Origin of the sequence: Mesorhizobium sp. M0678, from assembly GCF_040320505.1 — a bacterium.
GTDB lineage: Bacteria > Pseudomonadota > Alphaproteobacteria > Rhizobiales > Rhizobiaceae > Mesorhizobium.
In genome coordinates this window covers 34,414-50,237 of record NZ_JAMYPT010000005.1, presented here as the reverse complement: position 1 = coordinate 50,237, position 15,824 = coordinate 34,414, and the positions used below count along the sequence as shown (strand labels likewise).

16 protein-coding genes are annotated in these 15,824 nt (G+C 63.2%); 7 read left to right on the top strand and 9 right to left on the bottom strand.

All coding sequences use genetic code 11. From position 1 onward, the window contains the following. Positions 1-159: 159 nt before the first annotated feature. Positions 160-2,409, top strand: coding sequence for a GumC family protein (locus NKI29_RS11355; protein WP_352796284.1), 2,250 nt, complete (start codon positions 160-162; stop codon positions 2,407-2,409). A gap of 23 nt (positions 2,410-2,432) precedes the next feature. Here NKI29_RS11355 and NKI29_RS11350 read toward each other — a convergent pair whose 3' ends face one another. Then, complete coding sequence (locus NKI29_RS11350) at positions 2,433-3,662, bottom strand: GNAT family N-acetyltransferase (RefSeq protein ID WP_352796283.1); 1,230 nt, start codon at positions 3,660-3,662, stop codon at positions 2,433-2,435. A gap of 89 nt (positions 3,663-3,751) precedes the next feature. Between NKI29_RS11350 and NKI29_RS11345 the strand changes: the two genes are divergently transcribed. Then, positions 3,752-4,810 (top strand): polysaccharide deacetylase family protein, encoded by a 1,059-nt coding sequence (locus tag NKI29_RS11345; protein WP_352796281.1) that lies wholly within the window; start codon positions 3,752-3,754, stop codon positions 4,808-4,810. Here NKI29_RS11345 and NKI29_RS11340 read toward each other — a convergent pair. Continuing rightward, complete coding sequence (locus NKI29_RS11340; RefSeq protein ID WP_023674629.1) at positions 4,807-5,034, bottom strand: DUF2842 domain-containing protein; 228 nt, start codon at positions 5,032-5,034, stop codon at positions 4,807-4,809. The genes NKI29_RS11345 and NKI29_RS11340 overlap by 4 nt on opposite strands. 152 nt (positions 5,035-5,186) lie before the next feature. Here NKI29_RS11340 and NKI29_RS11335 point away from each other — a divergent pair, with 152 nt between their 5' ends. Then, positions 5,187-6,281, top strand: a complete 1,095-nt coding sequence (locus NKI29_RS11335; protein ID WP_352796279.1) for a COX15/CtaA family protein — start codon at positions 5,187-5,189, stop codon at positions 6,279-6,281. Here the strand turns inward: NKI29_RS11335 and NKI29_RS11330 are convergent. From NKI29_RS11330 to speB, 3 genes are read right to left on the bottom strand one after another with little or no spacing between them, the layout of a single operon-like run. Then, positions 6,271-7,110: an aminoglycoside phosphotransferase family protein gene (locus NKI29_RS11330; RefSeq protein ID WP_352796278.1), complete on the bottom strand. Its 840-nt coding sequence runs from the start codon at positions 7,108-7,110 to the stop codon at positions 6,271-6,273. The two genes, NKI29_RS11335 and NKI29_RS11330, sit on opposite strands and share 11 nt — an antisense overlap. Beyond that, positions 7,111-8,037 carry an N-acetyl-gamma-glutamyl-phosphate reductase gene (argC, locus tag NKI29_RS11325; RefSeq protein ID WP_352796276.1) on the bottom strand — a complete coding sequence of 309 codons (927 nt, stop codon included), beginning with the start codon at positions 8,035-8,037 and terminating at the stop codon, positions 7,111-7,113. A 29-nt stretch (positions 8,038-8,066) separates the two neighbouring features. After that, positions 8,067-9,074 carry an agmatinase gene (gene speB, locus NKI29_RS11320; protein ID WP_352449331.1) on the bottom strand — a complete coding sequence of 336 codons (1,008 nt, stop codon included), beginning with the start codon at positions 9,072-9,074 and terminating at the stop codon, positions 8,067-8,069. Positions 9,075-9,379: 305 nt separating this feature from the next. On the opposite strand from speB, the gene NKI29_RS11315 reads away from it, so the two are divergent. Next, positions 9,380-10,438, top strand: coding sequence for a glycerophosphodiester phosphodiesterase family protein (locus NKI29_RS11315; protein WP_352796274.1), 1,059 nt, complete (start codon positions 9,380-9,382; stop codon positions 10,436-10,438). Between the two features lie 364 nt (positions 10,439-10,802). Here NKI29_RS11315 and NKI29_RS11310 read toward each other — a convergent pair whose 3' ends face one another. Further along, on the bottom strand, positions 10,803-11,681 hold the full coding sequence (locus NKI29_RS11310) for an aldo/keto reductase family oxidoreductase (RefSeq protein WP_352796271.1): 879 nt from the start codon (positions 11,679-11,681) through the stop codon (positions 10,803-10,805). 94 nt (positions 11,682-11,775) lie between these two features. Between NKI29_RS11310 and NKI29_RS11305 the strand changes: the two genes are divergently transcribed. After that, on the top strand, positions 11,776-12,669 hold the full coding sequence (locus NKI29_RS11305) for a LysR family transcriptional regulator (RefSeq protein ID WP_352796269.1): 894 nt from the start codon (positions 11,776-11,778) through the stop codon (positions 12,667-12,669). A gap of 108 nt (positions 12,670-12,777) precedes the next feature. On the opposite strand, the gene rpsI is transcribed toward NKI29_RS11305, so the two are convergent. From rpsI to NKI29_RS11290, 3 genes are all read right to left on the bottom strand, one after another. Further along, positions 12,778-13,260 carry a 30S ribosomal protein S9 gene (rpsI, locus tag NKI29_RS11300; protein ID WP_023674644.1) on the bottom strand — a complete coding sequence of 161 codons (483 nt, stop codon included), beginning with the start codon at positions 13,258-13,260 and terminating at the stop codon, positions 12,778-12,780. 1 nt (position 13,261) lies between these two features. Further along, the gene (gene rplM / locus NKI29_RS11295; RefSeq protein WP_023674645.1) at positions 13,262-13,726 is read right to left on the bottom strand and encodes a 50S ribosomal protein L13; all 465 of its coding nucleotides are present in this window, start codon (positions 13,724-13,726) and stop codon (positions 13,262-13,264) included. A 214-nt stretch (positions 13,727-13,940) separates the two neighbouring features. Beyond that, a complete protein-coding gene (locus tag NKI29_RS11290) occupies positions 13,941-14,405 on the bottom strand; it encodes a PaaI family thioesterase (RefSeq protein WP_023674646.1) in 465 nt (154 codons plus the stop codon). Between the two features lie 151 nt (positions 14,406-14,556). Here NKI29_RS11290 and NKI29_RS11285 point away from each other — a divergent pair, with 151 nt between their 5' ends. Continuing rightward, positions 14,557-15,378, top strand: coding sequence for an enoyl-CoA hydratase (locus NKI29_RS11285; protein ID WP_352456608.1), 822 nt, complete (start codon positions 14,557-14,559; stop codon positions 15,376-15,378). Between the two features lie 9 nt (positions 15,379-15,387). Further along, positions 15,388-15,810 carry a VOC family protein gene (locus tag NKI29_RS11280; protein WP_352456609.1) on the top strand — a complete coding sequence of 141 codons (423 nt, stop codon included), beginning with the start codon at positions 15,388-15,390 and terminating at the stop codon, positions 15,808-15,810. Positions 15,811-15,824 lie beyond the last annotated feature (14 nt).

Sequence of the window (15,824 nt, the reverse complement as noted above, 5' to 3'; positions counted from 1 at the left end):
CGCGCGGCCGATGCGGGCCGGATCGACAAATGCAGATGGTTTTCAGCCTCTTGTTTGCGGCTTGTTAGTAGAGCCTAACAGGTTCTTACCGCGATATTAACGGCTGAGTTACCATAGTTGTTTACGGTGCATGCTGACTCAGTACCGGAGCAGGGATGCATGTCTGTTCAATCCGCGGCCGCAGATGTCGACGTCGATCTCAGGCAGCTTTTCGCCAGCCTGGCGCGAAACTGGTTGCGCATCCTTGTCGTCGCACTGGTTGTAACCGGCCTGGCCTTTGCGCTCGCCTGGCTTGCAACGCCCGAATACAAGGCGACAGCCAAGCTGGAGATCGGGCCTCGAGAATCGGAGTTCACGCGGCCAGCCGGGGCCAACGGCAACGAGCGGTCGATTCCCGACGAAGAGGCTGTGGCCACCGAGGTCCAGATCATCTCTTCCCCCGACATCCTCAAGCAGGTGGCGGCGAAGCTCAACCTGGCGAAATTGCCCGAATTCGACGAGGCGCTGAAGATGTCGGCGCTGAGCCGCGCCCTTGTCCTTGTTGGCTTGAAAAGCGATCCGTTCGAGATTCCGCTGGAAGAGCGCGTGCTGGACGCAATGCATGAGAAGCTCAACGTCTATGGCGTTGAAAAAACCCGCGCGATCGCAATCGAGTTCTCGTCAGAGGATCCAAAGCTTGCCGCCGCGATCCCGAACGCCATTGCAAACGCCTATATCGCCTCCAAGGGCAATGCCAAGCTCGAATCGAATTCCGCCGCCACCGACTTTCTGGCGCCGGAAATCGCGGATCTGCAGAACCGGGTGAAGGAGGCGGAAGCCAAGGTTGCCGCATTCCGTGCGCAGTCCGATCTTTTGATGGGCGGCAACAATTCGGTGCTTGCCACCCAGCAGCTGTCCGAATTGTCGAGCGAACTGTCACGCGTGCGCGCCAATCGCGCTTCGGCGGAAGCGACCGCTGACAGCGTGCGCAGGGCGTTGCGCAATGGCGGCTCGCTGGATGCCGTTCCGGAGGTGTTGTCTTCCGAACTGATCCAGCGCCTGCGCGAGCGGCAAGTCGAACTCAAGAACAACATCGCCGACCTTTCCACCACCTTGCTCGACAACCATCCGCGCATCCGCGCGCTGAAGTCGCAGCTCGCGGATCTCGACCGCCAGATCCGCAACGAAGCGGAAAAGATCATGAAAGGTCTGATGGCGCAGGCCGAGACGGCGAAGGCGCGAGAGGCTCAACTCGTGGCAGACGTCAACACGCTGAAGGCGGCGTCCGCCCGCGCCGGCGAAGAGCAGGTGGAACTCGATGCGCTGCAGCGTGATGCCGCGACCAAGCGTCAGCAGCTCGATCTCTATTCATCCAGCTATCTCCAGGCGGCCGCACGCAAGGATCGCAACTATCTGCCCGTCGACGCTCGCGTATTTTCGGAGGCCCAGGTGCCGGCCGAACCTTATTTCCCCAAGATTGGTCCGATTGTCAGTGCGGCCTTTGTCGGCTCGTTGCTCATCATGGCGATCGTCACGCTGCTGCAGGAACTGTTTTCCGGCCGCGCCATGCGTCCGGCCGCCGGTGCCCATTTCGAGCGCATCGAGCAGGTTGCGATGCCGGCTGTCCAGGCCGAACGCATGATGGCCGAGCCCGACCCGTCGGTTGGCCGGTCCGAACCGGCAGTCGTCGAGATCGATGAGGCCGACGACGACAATATCACTGAAAGCAAAGTGGAGCCGGAACCCGTCGCGGTGGCGGAAGCGGCTGCCGAGAAAATCGAACCGGAGTACTCTGAAATGGCCGCTGGAGACATTGAACCGGCACGTTCTATCCTCGGCGAGGTCGACATCGACAAGGCTGCGGAAAAACTGATCGCCACCGGTGCCGCCCGCGCCATATTCGTGTCGCCAGAAGGCGACGAGGCGGCCGCCTCGGCGGTGTTGGTGGCGCGCGCAGTCTCCGACGCCGGGCTACGGGTGCTGCTGCTTGATCTCACCGCTTCGGGTGCCGCCTCGCGGCCGATGCTGGACAGCGGGCTGTTTCCGGGCATCACCGATCTGCTCGCCTCGCAAGCGCAGTTCAGCGATGTGATCCACCCCGATCTCTATTCGGACTGCCACGTTATTCCCGTCGGCACAGCCGATCCGGTCCGCGCCATGCGCGCCGCCGACCGGCTGCCGATCATCATGCAGTCGCTGACCACCGCCTATGATTTGGTCGTGGTCGAATGCGGACCGGCCGACGCGCAAGGCATCAGCCGCCTGGTGGGCGAGGGGACCGAGGTCTTGCTCTCCATGCTTGAGCCGGACGACGAGGTGACGCAGGCCGCGGTCGCGCTCATCGAGAGTGGCTATCCCGACCTGACGCTGGTCACGCCCATCGGCCATGTGGCGCCGGGCCCAATGCCGGGACGGCGCTCGGCCGCCTGAGGCAGTTTTCTCTCAAATCGAAATCAGCTGTCGTCTTCGCCTGCGGCCGGTGCTGTCCGCCCCACGGCTTTGCGGCGCAGCAGCTTGGTCAGCTTCCAGACCATTGGGCTGTGCTTGATGAATGCCTTCAGGCTTGCGCCGTGCCTGAGCGCAAGCGCCAGCGCACGACCTTTCAGCGTCAGCGGAACCAGCACCTCGAAATGCTGCGTTTCGACATCGCACCACAATCGCTTGTAGGGTTCGTCGCCGACCGAGAAATCATAGATTTCGAAACCCGCCTCGCAGGCTTCCTGGATGTTCTCGAAGAACAGGAAGTCGCCCGGGCTGGTGTGTGCGAGGTCGTCCTCGGCGATCGCCCCGAATTCGCAGATCAGCCGCTTGCCCGAGCGGCTCGATCCGGTGACTGCACGAAGTTTGCCGGCGACTTCCAGCCCATGCAGGACGAAGGACGGATCTTCCTCTTGAAGCGCGTCGGCAAACAGCGAGCGGAAAAAAGCTCGCACCTCCGCCTCACCGAAAACATTGGCGATGCCCATCTTGCGGAAGCGGAATTCCTTCATCTCGAAAAAGGCATCGAGCAGCATGTGCACCTCGTCCGCAGTCCTCGCCTCGATGCGACGATAGCTGCCAACGGCCTCGAACTTGCGCGCCTGCGAGCGATGCTTCTTGCGCCTGCGCTTGCCGCTCACGCGGGTGAGCAGTGCGTCAAATCCTCCCACAAGACCGGCGGCCAGCGACAGATTGGGGCTCGAAAAATGCGGCAAGGCGGAGAGCGGGTTGGCAACGCCGTCGAGATCGGGCAGCAGCCGCTCCAGCGCAACAAGATCGATGTCGCGCCGCGCCTTGGCAATCGCAGCCAGCATCGAGCGGATCGCCGCGCTATCGGCATTCGCCAGCCATTGCGGGTCGGCGGCGGCAAAATTGCCGTTTGCATGGCGGCCGCCCATGAACCGGGCGACGCGGAACGCTCCACTGCGAGTGACCTCCAGCGCCAGTGAGAAAACCGGCCTGTCCTCGGCGCGCAGCGTCGCAACGACAACGTCGGCGCCGGTATGTGCGGCCCAGTTCAGGATCCAGCCTGCGCTTTGCGCAGGGGCAAAAAGCGCCGAATGGCTGAATTCTGCGTACGCCGCCAACGCCGCACTATCGGCGACCGAGGGTGACAGGCCGGCTTTGCCGGCCGGCAAGGCACACGGCGACGCCTCGCTGCTTGCCAGCCGATTGCCGTCAAATGACGCGGTGGCGTCAACCATACCTCAATCCTTAGGGCGTATTCGTCGCGATTGGGGGTCCGCGCAGGCGCATTCCATGCTTGATGAGCTTAGGCGCAAAAGGTGAATGAATGATCGACGGGGGCGAGGCAATCCGCAAACTGGCGCTCAATCTCGCCCGCTATTCCGGTCTCGCTCCGCTGGCCAAGCCGTTTATCGGCGGTCTCGGCGCTATCCTGATGCTGCATCGGGTAACCGCGACACCGGAAAAGCCGAACGGCGTCAACCGCCACTTGAACATCGCGCCTGGGTTTCTCGACACCGTGATCGCCGACATGAAGGCGAACGGCTACAGTTTCGTCACGCTTGACGAGGCGATCAAGCGCATCAAGGCTGGCGACAAGGACGGCCAGTTTGCGACGATCACCGCCGACGACGCCTATCGAGACAACATGACCGAGGCGCTGCCGGTGCTGGAGAAACACGGCGCGCCGATCACCATCTACGTCGCGCCGGGACTGATCGACGGCGCTGCCGATTTGTGGTGGGACGTGGTCGAGGACATCGTCAATGCGCGCGATCGCCTGACGCTGACGACGCCGGATGGCCCGGTGACAATCGACTGCTCGAGTCCGGGAAAAAAGGTCCAGGCCAATGCGCGCCTGCACGCTCATCTGACGCTGAAGGTGCGCGAGCAGGACCAGCGTGCGGTGTTGCGGGATCTGGCGCGGTCGAACGGCATCGAGTTGGGTGGTCCGCGCCCGAGCACGCTGATGAACTGGGACGAGATCCGCACCATGGCCGAGCACCCGCTGGTGACGATCGGCGCACATAGCGTCAATCATTGCAATCTGAAGCGGCTTTCCGAGAGCGATGCGCGACATGAGATCGGCGACGTCAAGCGCATATTGCAGGCCAAACTCGGCGAGGAGCCGCGCCATTTCGCCTATCCCTACGGTTATGCCAGTGCCGTCGGCCGCCGCGAAGTAGGCCTAGTCCGCGATGCGGGCTACGCCTCGGCGGTGACGACCCGCCACGGCATACTCCGCGCCGAGCATGCCGGCTTCCTGCACGCCCTGCCGCGCATTTCGGTCAATGGCCGCTATCAGAGCGTCGCCCACATCCGAACAATGTTGTCGGGCGTGACGACGCCGCTGGCCAATGCTGGCAAGACGGTGGTGACGATCTAACTGTTGCCTCGCCCCTTCGGCCGCGGCTCCAGGATCAGCCATTTGATGATGCCCATCGCCGGCAGCACCCACAAAAGCCCGCTGAGCAGGAAGAAGATGAAGTGCGCCAGCGGCCCGGACTGCGACAATTGGGCGACCGCCACGATCGAGGCGACCAGCGCATAGACTATGACCAGCACTACCAGCAGGAAGCTTCCGATCAGCTTTTTCAGGCGAATGGGCATGACGCGATCTCGTTGATCGCTATCGCTTAGGCCGAACAGCCAATACGCGCAACCCGCCAGAAAACGGCGCGACGGCGTGCCGCGCTGTCCGGTCTTGCAAGCCGGGTTGCGATGGTTCACCAATCCGCGACTTCAACTGCCGGGACAAATCCATGGCTGCTGCCATATCCGATGCCGCGCCTTTCGCCGCCCGCGATCGCGACCTTCGCAACCGCGCGCTGGTACGCGGTTGGCTCTATGTCGTGCTCCTGGTGCTGTTTGCGCTGGTACTGGTCGGCGGCGCTACAAGGCTCACCAATTCCGGCCTGTCGATCACCGAATGGCAGCCGATACACGGCGTCATCCCGCCGCTCAATGATGCCGAGTGGCAGGAGGAGTTCCTGCGCTACCAGCAGATTCCGCAATATGCCGAACTCAACAACGGCATGGGCATCGAGGCGTTCAAATCGATCTTCTGGTGGGAATGGGTGCACCGCATCCTGGCGCGTAGTGTCGGCGTGGTCTTCGCCCTGCCGCTGCTGTTCTTCTGGGCGACGCGCCGCATCGAGCGGGGCCTCGGCACGAAGTTGTCGGGCATCCTCCTTCTCGGCGCTCTGCAGGGCGCGATAGGCTGGTGGATGGTGGCGTCCGGGTTGGTTGACCGGGTTTCGGTCAGCCAATATCGGCTGGCGACGCATCTGACGCTGGCGGCGCTGATCTTCACGGCGACCATGGTGGTCGCGCGTGGGCTGGCGCCGCACTCGGAACCTGCCGCCGACCGCTCGACGCAACGTCTGGCCGGCTTCCTGGTGCTGCTGGCGCTGGTCCAGATCTATCTCGGCGGGCTGGTCGCAGGGCTAGACGCCGGCTTGAGCTACAACACCTGGCCGCTGATGGACGGCAAGCTGGTCCCCGGCGACCTGCTGCTGCTCGAGCCGGCATGGCGCAATTTCTTCGAAAACCCGAAGACGGTGCAATTCGTCCACCGGGTCGGCGCCTACACGATCTTCGCGGTCGCGCTCTGGCACATGATTGCGACACGCCGGCGCCTGCCGGGCACGACGCATGCCCGGCGCGCGACGCTGCTGTTCCTGATTGTCGTGGTGCAGGCGTCGATCGGCATCGGCACGCTATTGATGCAGGTGCCTCTGCACATGGCCCTGACGCATCAGGCATTCGCGCTGTTTCTGCTCGGCTTCGCCGCCGCGCATTGGCGCGGTACCAAGGGCGCTTACCCGCTGCCCCACGAGATCGCTCTCAGAGGCTGAGCCGCACCCGCCGGATTGCCGCGGCAATCGCCAGTTCGCGGTTTTCGTCGACCGCATTGCGATCTTCATGGTGCCATGCAGCCGACAGGCAGCCATAGGCGATGGCGTGGTCCAGTATCGCGGGCGGCGACTGGCCGAGCGTTGCGGCAAAGACATGCGCCATATGCGCGATCCGCCGCGGATCGAGGCAAAGATCGTCTCGGTCGAGTGGGTTGTAGAACACATTGGCGGCATCGAAGCCGGGGTCGCCGAGAACGCCCTTCGGGTCGATCGCCAGCCAGCCGCGCGGACCGTGCATGATGTTGTCATGATGCAGGTCGCCATGCAGCGGCCGTACGTCGTGCGGATTGGACAGCAGCCGTTCCGCAATTTCGGCAGCTTCGACATACAGGCTCCTTTCGCCGGCGGCGCGATCGGCCCTCGCTTTTTTGAATAGGCTGAAAAACCGGGTCCGCAACGGCTGAAGGTCCGGCGGGGCAGGGTGCTTCGACGGCGAGACCAGTCTTGCCATCACCCCCGCCGCGATCGCGGTGGCGGCATTGTCGCCGTGTTCGGCAAGATGGTGTGACAGCATCCTGTCGCCAGCGTATTCGAGCAGCATGCGGTGGCCGTCGCTGCCGAGCAGCCGCACCACGCCTTCGCCGCGTCGCCAGGCGAGGAAATGCTCGCCACGCAACTCGTCCTCGACATCGTCGAAAGGCTTTAGATCCTTGACGATTGCCGGCGAGCCGTCCTCGCGCGCGACCTTCCAGATGCGGCTGCTGAACGTTTCGGCGGTGAGTTCGGGCGCGCCGACCTTCCAGCGCTTTGGAAATGCCGGCACATCCATTCAGAGGCCGAGCATCAGATCCATGTTCTGCACGGCGGCGCCCGAGGCGCCCTTGCCGAGATTGTCATAGACCGCAAGCAGCAGCGCCTGCGCTCGATCGTCATTGGCGAAGACGTAAAGCTTCATCCGGTTGGTGCCATTATAGATCTCCGGATCGATGTCGGGCATGCGTTCCTGATGCAGATACGGCGCCACCTCGACCACGCCGCCATCGATGGAAGCGAAATGATCGGCGATCGCCGCGTGAAGCTCGGCGCCGGTCGGCACATGGTCGAGGCCGCCAAGTTGCAGCGGCACCACCGTGATCATGCCTTGCGCGAAATTGCCGACTGCCGGCTGCATGATCGGATCGTGCGAAAGCCTGGCATAGGTCCTGAGCTCCGGCACGTGCTTGTGCTGCAGCGTCAGTCCGTAGGGCAGGAATTCCGGCGCATCCTCGCCCTTGGCGACATAATCCTCGATCATCGGCCGGCCGCCGCCGGAATAGCCGGAAATGCCGTTGACGGTGACCGGAAAATCGGCCGGCAGCAGCCCCGCCGCAATCAGCGGCCGCAGCGTCGCGATTGGTCCTTGCGGCCAGCAGCCCGGATTGGCGACGCGCTTCGCCGAAGCGATCTTTTTCGCCTGGTCCTTGTCCATTTCGGCGAAACCATATTCCCACCCATCGGCGACACGATGGGCCGTCGAGGCGTCGATCACTTTGGTGGTGTCATTGGCGATCAGCGAAACGCTTTCCTTGGCGGCTGCGTCCGGCAGACAGAGGATCGCGACATCGGCAGCGTTGAGGAACTCGGCGCGCGCTGCCGTTTCCTTGCGGCGCTCGGTCGGGATGGAGATGATTTCCAGGTCGCCACGCTCGGCAAGCAGCGCCCTTATCTGCAGACCGGTGGTGCCGTGCTCGCCGTCGATGAAGATTTTCGGTTTCATTGCTTGCCAAAATTCCTGTTATCTCAAAGCTATATGCCGCTTGCCTGATTCAATCCGGCAACGCCGTGATTGCCCTGGTTCATTTCTTCGAGTCGGGCCTTTCGTTCCGCCAACAGCCCAAGATAGTGCATGGCCACCATCGAGCCGGCAATCGCCGTTATATCGGCGTGATCATAGGCTGGCGCAACCTCGACGACGTCGGCGCCGACGATATCGAGCTGGTTGATCTGGCGCAGCACCGACAGGATCTTTGCCGAAGACGGGCCTCCCGCGACCGGCGTTCCGGTGCCGGGCGCAAAAGCCGGGTCCAGGCAATCGATGTCGAAAGTGACGTAGGTCTTCTTGCCGCCCGTACGGTCGACGATGGCATAGGCGATGTCGGACGCACGCATTTCCTCCACTTCATGGCCATACAGGATCTTGATGCCGAACGTGTCGGGCGCATGGGTGCGGATGCCGATCTGGATCGACCGGTCGGGGTCGATGATGCCCTCCTTGACTGCACGGCCGACGAAGGAGCCGTGATCGATGCGCTTGCCGTCGTCGGGCCAGGTGTCCTGGTGTGCGTCGAACTGCACCAGAGCCAGCGGGCCATGGATGGCGGCATGCGCCTTGAGCAGCGGCCAGGTGACGAAGTGATCGCCACCGAGTGACAGCAGAAAGGCGCCGGATTTCAGGATCTTCGCCGCTTCGCGTTCGATCGTGGCAGGCGTCTTCTGGTGATTGCCGCTGTCGAGCAGGCAGTCGCCATAATCGACCACGGCAAGCTGTTCGAACAGATCGCGCGAAAACGGATATTGCGGATCGTTGTCGAGGATGGCCGAGGCGCGGCGGATTGCCTGCGGTCCGAAACGGGCGCCCGGCCGATTGGTGACCGCAGCGTCGAAGGGAATGCCCCACACCACCGCATCGGCGTCCTTCACGTCCTTCGAATATTTGCGCCGCATGAACGACAGGGCGCCGGCATAGGTCGGCTCGAACGACGCACCCGTCCTGGAGCGGGTGGTGAAGGCATGATCGATGGTCCTTGGCGGCATGAAGCGATCTCCTGTGCGTCGACGCGCAACCTTATTGGACATAATTCTCAGAATTGCGACCCCTGCGGAGGATCATGGCCATTCGATCCGGTCACAAATCCTTGCTCGCCAGGCGAACCCGGCATGGCTCGCCAGGAGATTGCCTGGCAAGCAGCCGAAAGTAGCCGCCGAAGACTGCTTCGGCCGGCGCTGACCTGATTTTCCGGCATTTTGCAAGCCGGCTTCGTTCACCTGCCTGTCACGGGCATCGCTTAACCGGGGTGCGATCCCGGTACGGAGCGATTCTCGTGCGAATGACCTGTCTCATGCGAACGATTTGGCTGAGCCTTCTGCTTTCCGCGGCGCTGGCGCTCTCCCTTGGCCAGGCCTCGGCAGGCGAAACGCGCGCCAGGCAGATCCTCGACCGCTTCGAGCACGCCAACCAATGGCGCGACCATGTGATAGTGGCCGCGCACCGCGCCGGCGGCATGCAATCCGGCAAGACGCTCTATCCCGAAAATTCGATCGCCGCCGTCGAGGCGTCGATCGCAATGGGCGCCGAAATCGTCGAGGTCGATATCAGGCGCTCGAAGGACGGACAATTCGTCGTCATGCATGACAGTTGGCTCGACCGCACGACGAATTGCAAGGGTGAGGTGGTCAACCGCACGATGGCCGAACTCAAGACTTGCTGGTTGGTGATCGAAGGCACCGGCGCCGTTACGGGCGAGACGGTCTCGACGTTGCGCGAGATGTTGATGACGACCAGGGACAGGATCCTCATCAATCTCGACAACAAGCTCGATACCGAAAGCCTCGTCGGCATGGTCGCGGTTGCGCGCGACCTCGGCATGGCCGAACAGGTGATCGTCAAGGAGAACCTGTGGAATGCGGAGCGGATTGCTAGTGTCAAGGCCGCCATGGACGCGATCGGCAGCGGCTTCCAGTTCATGCCGATTATCGCCGATGACGCGGTTCGCGACGCCATGTTTGCCGAGAAAGTGAGCCGGGCCTTCCCGATGCGCGCGGTCGAGATGATCAACTGGCGCATGGGATCAGAGACACTGACCGAGACCGGCGGCCCGCTGTTCAGCCCGCGCATGCGCGCGCTGGCGGTGAGGGGCGACTGGCACATCTGGGCCGACACCTATGCCATCGTCAACAAGCCGGGCGGCTTCCTCGCTGGCGGTCGCGGCGACGAGTTGGCGGTTGCGGCCAGCCTGCCGCGCGAGACTTATGGCTTCTGGGTCGAGCGAGGCGCCACCATCATCCAGACCGACGAACCGAAGGCCGCCATCGGTTGGCTGGCGGCGAACGGTTTTCGCGTGCCCTATGCCGGTGGGAAGCGCCCGGCCGAGCCGGCCAACACGGCCAGCATCAACTAGACCGGCGCGGCGAGAATTGCGATCTCCCTCATGTGGGGAAGATGCCCGGGGGCAGAGGAGGGCGCTGTCCCGCCGGCCCCAGGCCGGCAGCGCCAAAACTTTCGAAGGAATCCAGAAACAGAAAACCCGCCAGGTAGGCGGGTCGTCGGCGCCAATCAGCACCATACCCAGATTAGTAGCATAGCTGCCGGCACAAAGCAAGAACAAAATGTGGCGTGGTGGCAGAAAAATGCGACTATCCTTCAGCGCTTCGGCTGTCCCGCCTGTAAGGTCGCGCGCCTTCGCGCCCTTTCTGTCCTGCCGGCCATCTCCCCCGCAAGGGAACCCACTTGGGGGAGATTGGCTCGTCACTGCCTTCGGTAATCTACCCGCAGGCCGCCATTGCCATACCATGCAGCTCCTTGATGACATCGTCCGACAGTTCGAGGTCGGCAGCGGCGAGGTTCTCTCGCAGATGCGCGACGGAAGACGTGCCGGGGATCAGAAGAATGTTGGGCGCGCGGCGAAGCAGCCAGGCGAGCGCGACCTGCATGGGCGTGGCGCCGAGGCGTGCGGCGACCTTGGACAAGGTCGACGACTGCAACGGGTTGAAGCCGCCAAGCGGGAAGAACGGCACATAGGCGATGCCGTCGCGGGCCAGATCGTCGATCAAGGCATCGTCGCCCCGATGCGCCAGATTGTACTGGTTCTGCACGCAGACGATCCTGCAAATCCTGCGGCCTTCGGCGATCTGTGCAGCGGTGACGTTGCTCAGCCCGATGTGCCGCACGAGGCCCCGTCGCTGGAGCCCGGCGAGCGTCGCAAGCGGCGCCTCGATCGACCCTTCGGCGGGGCCATGCGCGTCGAACATGACCCGAAGGTTGACCACCTCCAGCACGTCGAATCCGAGATTGTGCAGATTGTCGTGCACCGCCTGTGTCAGCTCTTCTGCCGAGAAGGCCGGCAGCCATGAGCCATCCGTGCCGCGTCGGGCGCCGATCTTGGTGACGATAACGAGGTCGTCGGGATAGGGTGCGAGCGCTTCGCGGATCAACAGGTTGGTCACGTGCGGGCCATAGAAGTCGCTGGTGTCGATGTGGTTGACGCCTTGTGCAACGGCTTCGCGCAGTACGCCCAATGCCGCGTCGTGGTCCTTTGGTGGGCCGAAGACGCCTGGCCCTGCGAGCTGCATGGCGCCGTAGCCGAGCCGTCTCACCTTGCGGTCGCCGAGGATGAATGTGCCGGACTGGTCGACGCTGGACATGGTCTTTCTCCTTCAGGAACGGTGCACAGATAGACGCTGTCCGATCTCATGATAATTGGGTACAATTCGCACGGGCTGTGCGGAATGACGAACAATGCAGATTGATCTCGGGGACCTGAACGCCTTCGTGGCCGTAGCGCGCGCCAAAGGTTTTCGGGATGCGGCACGCGCCAGCGGCGGCAGTGCGTCCGGCTTGAGCGAGGCGGTGCGGCGCCTGGAGACGCAGCTCGGTGTCAGGCTGCTCAACCGGACGACCCGCAGCGTTGTCCTGACGGAAGCCGGCGAAGGCCTGCTGGCGCGGCTCGGTCCTGCCTTGACCGAGGTGGAGTCGGCCCTCGATGTAGTGAACGGCTTTCGCGACAGGCCGGCAGGTACGTTGCGCCTCAATGTGCCGGTCAGCGCGGCGCGGCTGGTACTGCCCAGCATCGTTCCGCCTTTTCTCGCCGCCTATCCAGGCATCCGGTTGGAGGTGATCTCGGAGGAGAGCTTCGTCGATGTGCTGGCGGCGGGGTGCGACGCCGGCATTCGCTATGAGGAGCGGCTGGAGCAAGACATGATCGCTGTGCCGATCGGACCGCGCGTGCAGCGCTTCGCCATCGCCGCCAGCCCGGCCTACCTGGATCGTCATGGCCGGCCGCAACACCCGCGCGACCTGCTCGGCCACGCCTGCCTGCGCGGCCGCTTTGCCAGCCGTGCGATGCCGCCGTGGGAATTCGAGCGCGACGGCGAGGTGGTGCGGGTCGACCCGACGGGGCCGCTTGTCGTGACCCTGGGCGGGGCGACTGACCTCAAAGTCGATGCAGCCATCGCCGGCACCGGCATCATCAGCCTGTTCGAGGATTGGCTACGCCCTCACTTCGAGAGCGGGGCGCTCGAACCGCTGCTTGAACCCTGGTGGCAGAGCTTCTCCGGGCCGTTCCTTTACTATCCCGGCCGGCGCCTCGTGCCGGCGCCGTTGCGGGCGTTCATTGACTTCATCAAGGCCTGAAGTCTGCCACCATGCGTGCGAGCCGCGCCCGATGGGGTGATTGGTGCCTCTTTTTGTGGAAAAGGCCGCCCGGAGGCGGCCTTTCGAAAACGTGTAATTGCGCAGCGCTTAACGCTTGGAGAACTGGAAGCTCCGGCGGGCCTTTGCCTTGCCGTACTTCTTGCGCTCGACGACGCGGCTGTCGCGGGTCAGGAAGCCACCCTTCTTGAGCACGGCGCGCAGCGCCGGCTCGTAATAGGTCAGCGCCTTGGAGATGCCGTGGCGCACGGCACCCGCCTGGCCGGAAAGGCCGCCGCCGATGACGGTGGCAACGATGTCGTACTGGCCGGCGCGATTGGCGGCGATGATCGGCTGGTTGAGGATCATCTGCAGCACCGGACGCGCGAAATATTCGGCGAACACCTTGTCGTTGACGACGATCTTGCCGGAGCCGGGCTTCACCCAGACGCGGGCGATGGCGTTCTTGCGCTTGCCGGTGGCGTAGGCGCGGCCCGACTTATCGAGTTTCTGGACGTGGACGGGTGCGGCCGGCTGGGTGTTGGTATTGCCGGTGGCAGCTCCGAGTTCTGCGAGCGAGGAAAGCTCAGCCATCTTACGAAACCTTCTTGTTCTTGGCGTTCAGCTTGGCCACGTCGAGGACGACAGGCTGCTGGGCGACATGCGGATGTTCCGTGCCTGCATAGACGCGGAGGTTCTTCATCTGGCGACGGCCGAGCGGGCCACGCGGGATCATGCGTTCGACGGCCTTCTCGACGACACGTTCGGGGAAACGACCCTCGAGCAGCTGGCGCGCGGTGCGCTCCTTGACGCCGCCGGGGTGGCCGGTGTGCCAGTAATAGACCTTGTCGGTGAACTTCTTGCCGGTGAACACCACCTTGTCGGCATTGATGACGATGACGTTGTCGCCGTCGTCGACGTGCGGGGTGAAGGTGGGCTTGTGTTTGCCGCGAAGATGATTGGCGATGACAGTGGCGAGACGGCCGACGACGAGACCCTCGGCGTCGATCAGCACCCACTTCTTCACCACATCCGCAGGCTTCTGCGAAAAGGTTGCCATGGATTGTTGCTTTCGGTTCGGACCTTCAAAAGAAGGCGTTTCTTGTTGCTTGGATTGGCGAAAGGCGCTTGCCCGCCGCCAATAACAAAACGGCGGCCTTTGCGGGCCGCTGTTCCGTGAGGGCTTATAGGAGAGGACGGCGACTGCGTCAAGGCGCGTGAAATGTCGGCAAGCTATCAAAATCCAGCAAAAACAATGCCTTGGGTGAAAGGTATTATTTTACCACACCATCAATCCGCTTTGGCGGGATCGAATAGGTGCCCGTTGCGTGCGCTACTGTGTGTCCCTCCGGGCCGGCGACGATGTCGATATCGAACACCATCAGGCTCTTGCCGAGCTTGAGGATGCGGCAATGGCCGTCGATCGGCCCGGCCTCGGCCTTGCGGACGAAATTGATGTTGAGACTGGTGGTGACCGAAAGCGCATCCGGTCCGGCATGCGAGAGCACGCAGACATAGCCGCCTATGTCGGCCAGCGTGAACAGCGCCGAACCCGACACGGTGCCGCCGGGACGCAAATGGCGCTCGTCGGCATTGAGTCGCACGACACAGCCGCCTGGAAACACCTCCAACGCCTCATAGAAGGTGAACTGGTCGTTGAGTTGCGGGAAAACGGTCGCCATCAGCGCGTTGACATCAGCAGCCGTCAGCACCGGCTTGAGGTTGCTTTGGGCAGGCATGTCGGTCCCTCGTTTGCGCCTGCCTGTATGAGCGTAGCGTGCTGTTTCTGGCAACAGCCATTCATTATGGCAGAAGCGGGGTGTTGGACGAAGCGAGACCGGCATACTAGATTAGTCGATCACCGATCCGGAATCGCGGAGGAATGACCCCATGGCCGAAATCGTTGCCATCAAACCTGCCGTTGCCGAAGGGCCGGTCGTCTCCAGGCTGGACAAGGGCGTGCTGCGCCTGACGCTTGCCAATCCGCCGGCCAATGCTCTTTCGCTTGCAGTGATGGCGGCGCTGATGGCGGAACTCGACCGCGCCAAGGCCGACAAATCCGTCCGCGTCATCGTGCTCGGGGCGGTCGGCAAGGTGTTCTGCGCCGGACACGACCTCAAGGAGTTGAGCGCGCACCGCGCCGATGCCGATCGCGGCAGGGGCTTCTTCGAAAAGACGTTTTCCGCCTGCGCTTCATTGATGCAGGCGATCGTTCGCCATCCTAAGCCGGTGATCGCCGAAGTCGACGGCCTGGCGACGGCGGCCGGATTGCAGCTGGTTGCCAGCTGCGATCTCGCCATCGCCTCGCACGAGGCGACCTTCTGCACGCCTGGCGTCAATATCGGACTGTTCTGCTCGACGCCGATGGTGGCGCTGTCGCGCAACGTCTCGCGCAAGCACGCCATGGAGATGCTTTTGACCGGCGAGACGATCGATGCGGCAACCGCCAAGGAATTCGGCTTGGTCAACCGCGTCGTGCCGCGCGAATATCTGAATCAGATTGTCACCAAATACGCGCAAACTATTGCGTCCAAATCGTCCTTGGTCGTCAAGATCGGCAAGGAAGCCTTTTATGAGCAGGCCGAGATGGGGCTGGCCGAGGCCTATGATTACACCGGGCGCGTCATGGTCGAGAACATGCTGGCGCGCGATGCGGAAGAGGGCATTGGCGCCTTCATCGGCAAGCGCAAGCCGGAATGGCCGGAGGAATAGGAGGCGGATATGGAACCGCGCATCTCCATCATCACCATCGCCACGGACGATCTTGACCGCGCCGTGCGCTTCTACGAGGCGATGGGCCTGAAGCGCCATGCCGGGATCACCGAGGGCGTTGCCTTCTTCCAGATGGGCGGCGCCATTCTTGGCTTGTTTCCGCGCCCAAGCGCCGAAGAGGATTCGGGCGTCACCTTCTCCAGGGCGCCGTCGGCCGTCTACCTCGCCTACAACACCCGCTCCGACGTCGAGGTCGATGCAGTGCTGGCGATGGCCGAGAGGGCCGGCGGCCGTATCGTCAAGCCGGCTGGCCGCGCATTCTGGGGCGGTTGGTACGGCTATTTCGCCGATGCCGACGGGCACATCTGGGAAGTGGCGCACAATCCGGCTTTTCCGATCGCGGAAGACGGATCGATTTCGCTGCCCGGCTGACGAGGTTCCCCTCT

Excerpts from the sequence above, each read along its gene's own strand:
- NKI29_RS11285 (WP_352456608.1), top strand. The coding sequence starts at position 14,557 with ATGGCCGAAATCGTTGCCATCAAACCTGCCGTTGCCGAAGGGCCGGTC.
- argC (WP_352796276.1), bottom strand. The coding sequence starts at position 8,037 with ATGAAACCGAAAATCTTCATCGACGGCGAGCACGGCACCACCGGTCTG.
- rpsI (WP_023674644.1), bottom strand. The coding sequence starts at position 13,260 with ATGGCTGAGCTTTCCTCGCTCGCAGAACTCGGAGCTGCCACCGGCAAT.
- NKI29_RS11310 (WP_352796271.1), bottom strand. The coding sequence starts at position 11,681 with ATGTCCAGCGTCGACCAGTCCGGCACATTCATCCTCGGCGACCGCAAG.
- NKI29_RS11350 (WP_352796283.1), bottom strand. The coding sequence starts at position 3,662 with ATGGTTGACGCCACCGCGTCATTTGACGGCAATCGGCTGGCAAGCAGC.
- NKI29_RS11330 (WP_352796278.1), bottom strand. The coding sequence starts at position 7,110 with ATGGATGTGCCGGCATTTCCAAAGCGCTGGAAGGTCGGCGCGCCCGAA.
- rplM (WP_023674645.1), bottom strand. The coding sequence starts at position 13,726 with ATGGCAACCTTTTCGCAGAAGCCTGCGGATGTGGTGAAGAAGTGGGTG.
- NKI29_RS11315 (WP_352796274.1), top strand. The coding sequence starts at position 9,380 with ATGCGAACGATTTGGCTGAGCCTTCTGCTTTCCGCGGCGCTGGCGCTC.
- NKI29_RS11340 (WP_023674629.1), bottom strand. The coding sequence starts at position 5,034 with ATGCCCATTCGCCTGAAAAAGCTGATCGGAAGCTTCCTGCTGGTAGTG.
- NKI29_RS11280 (WP_352456609.1), top strand. The coding sequence starts at position 15,388 with ATGGAACCGCGCATCTCCATCATCACCATCGCCACGGACGATCTTGAC.
- speB (WP_352449331.1), bottom strand. The coding sequence starts at position 9,074 with ATGCCGCCAAGGACCATCGATCATGCCTTCACCACCCGCTCCAGGACG.
- NKI29_RS11335 (WP_352796279.1), top strand. The coding sequence starts at position 5,187 with ATGGCTGCTGCCATATCCGATGCCGCGCCTTTCGCCGCCCGCGATCGC.
- NKI29_RS11355 (WP_352796284.1), top strand. The coding sequence starts at position 160 with ATGTCTGTTCAATCCGCGGCCGCAGATGTCGACGTCGATCTCAGGCAG.
- NKI29_RS11345 (WP_352796281.1), top strand. The coding sequence starts at position 3,752 with ATGATCGACGGGGGCGAGGCAATCCGCAAACTGGCGCTCAATCTCGCC.
- NKI29_RS11305 (WP_352796269.1), top strand. The coding sequence starts at position 11,776 with ATGCAGATTGATCTCGGGGACCTGAACGCCTTCGTGGCCGTAGCGCGC.
- NKI29_RS11290 (WP_023674646.1), bottom strand. The coding sequence starts at position 14,405 with ATGCCTGCCCAAAGCAACCTCAAGCCGGTGCTGACGGCTGCTGATGTC.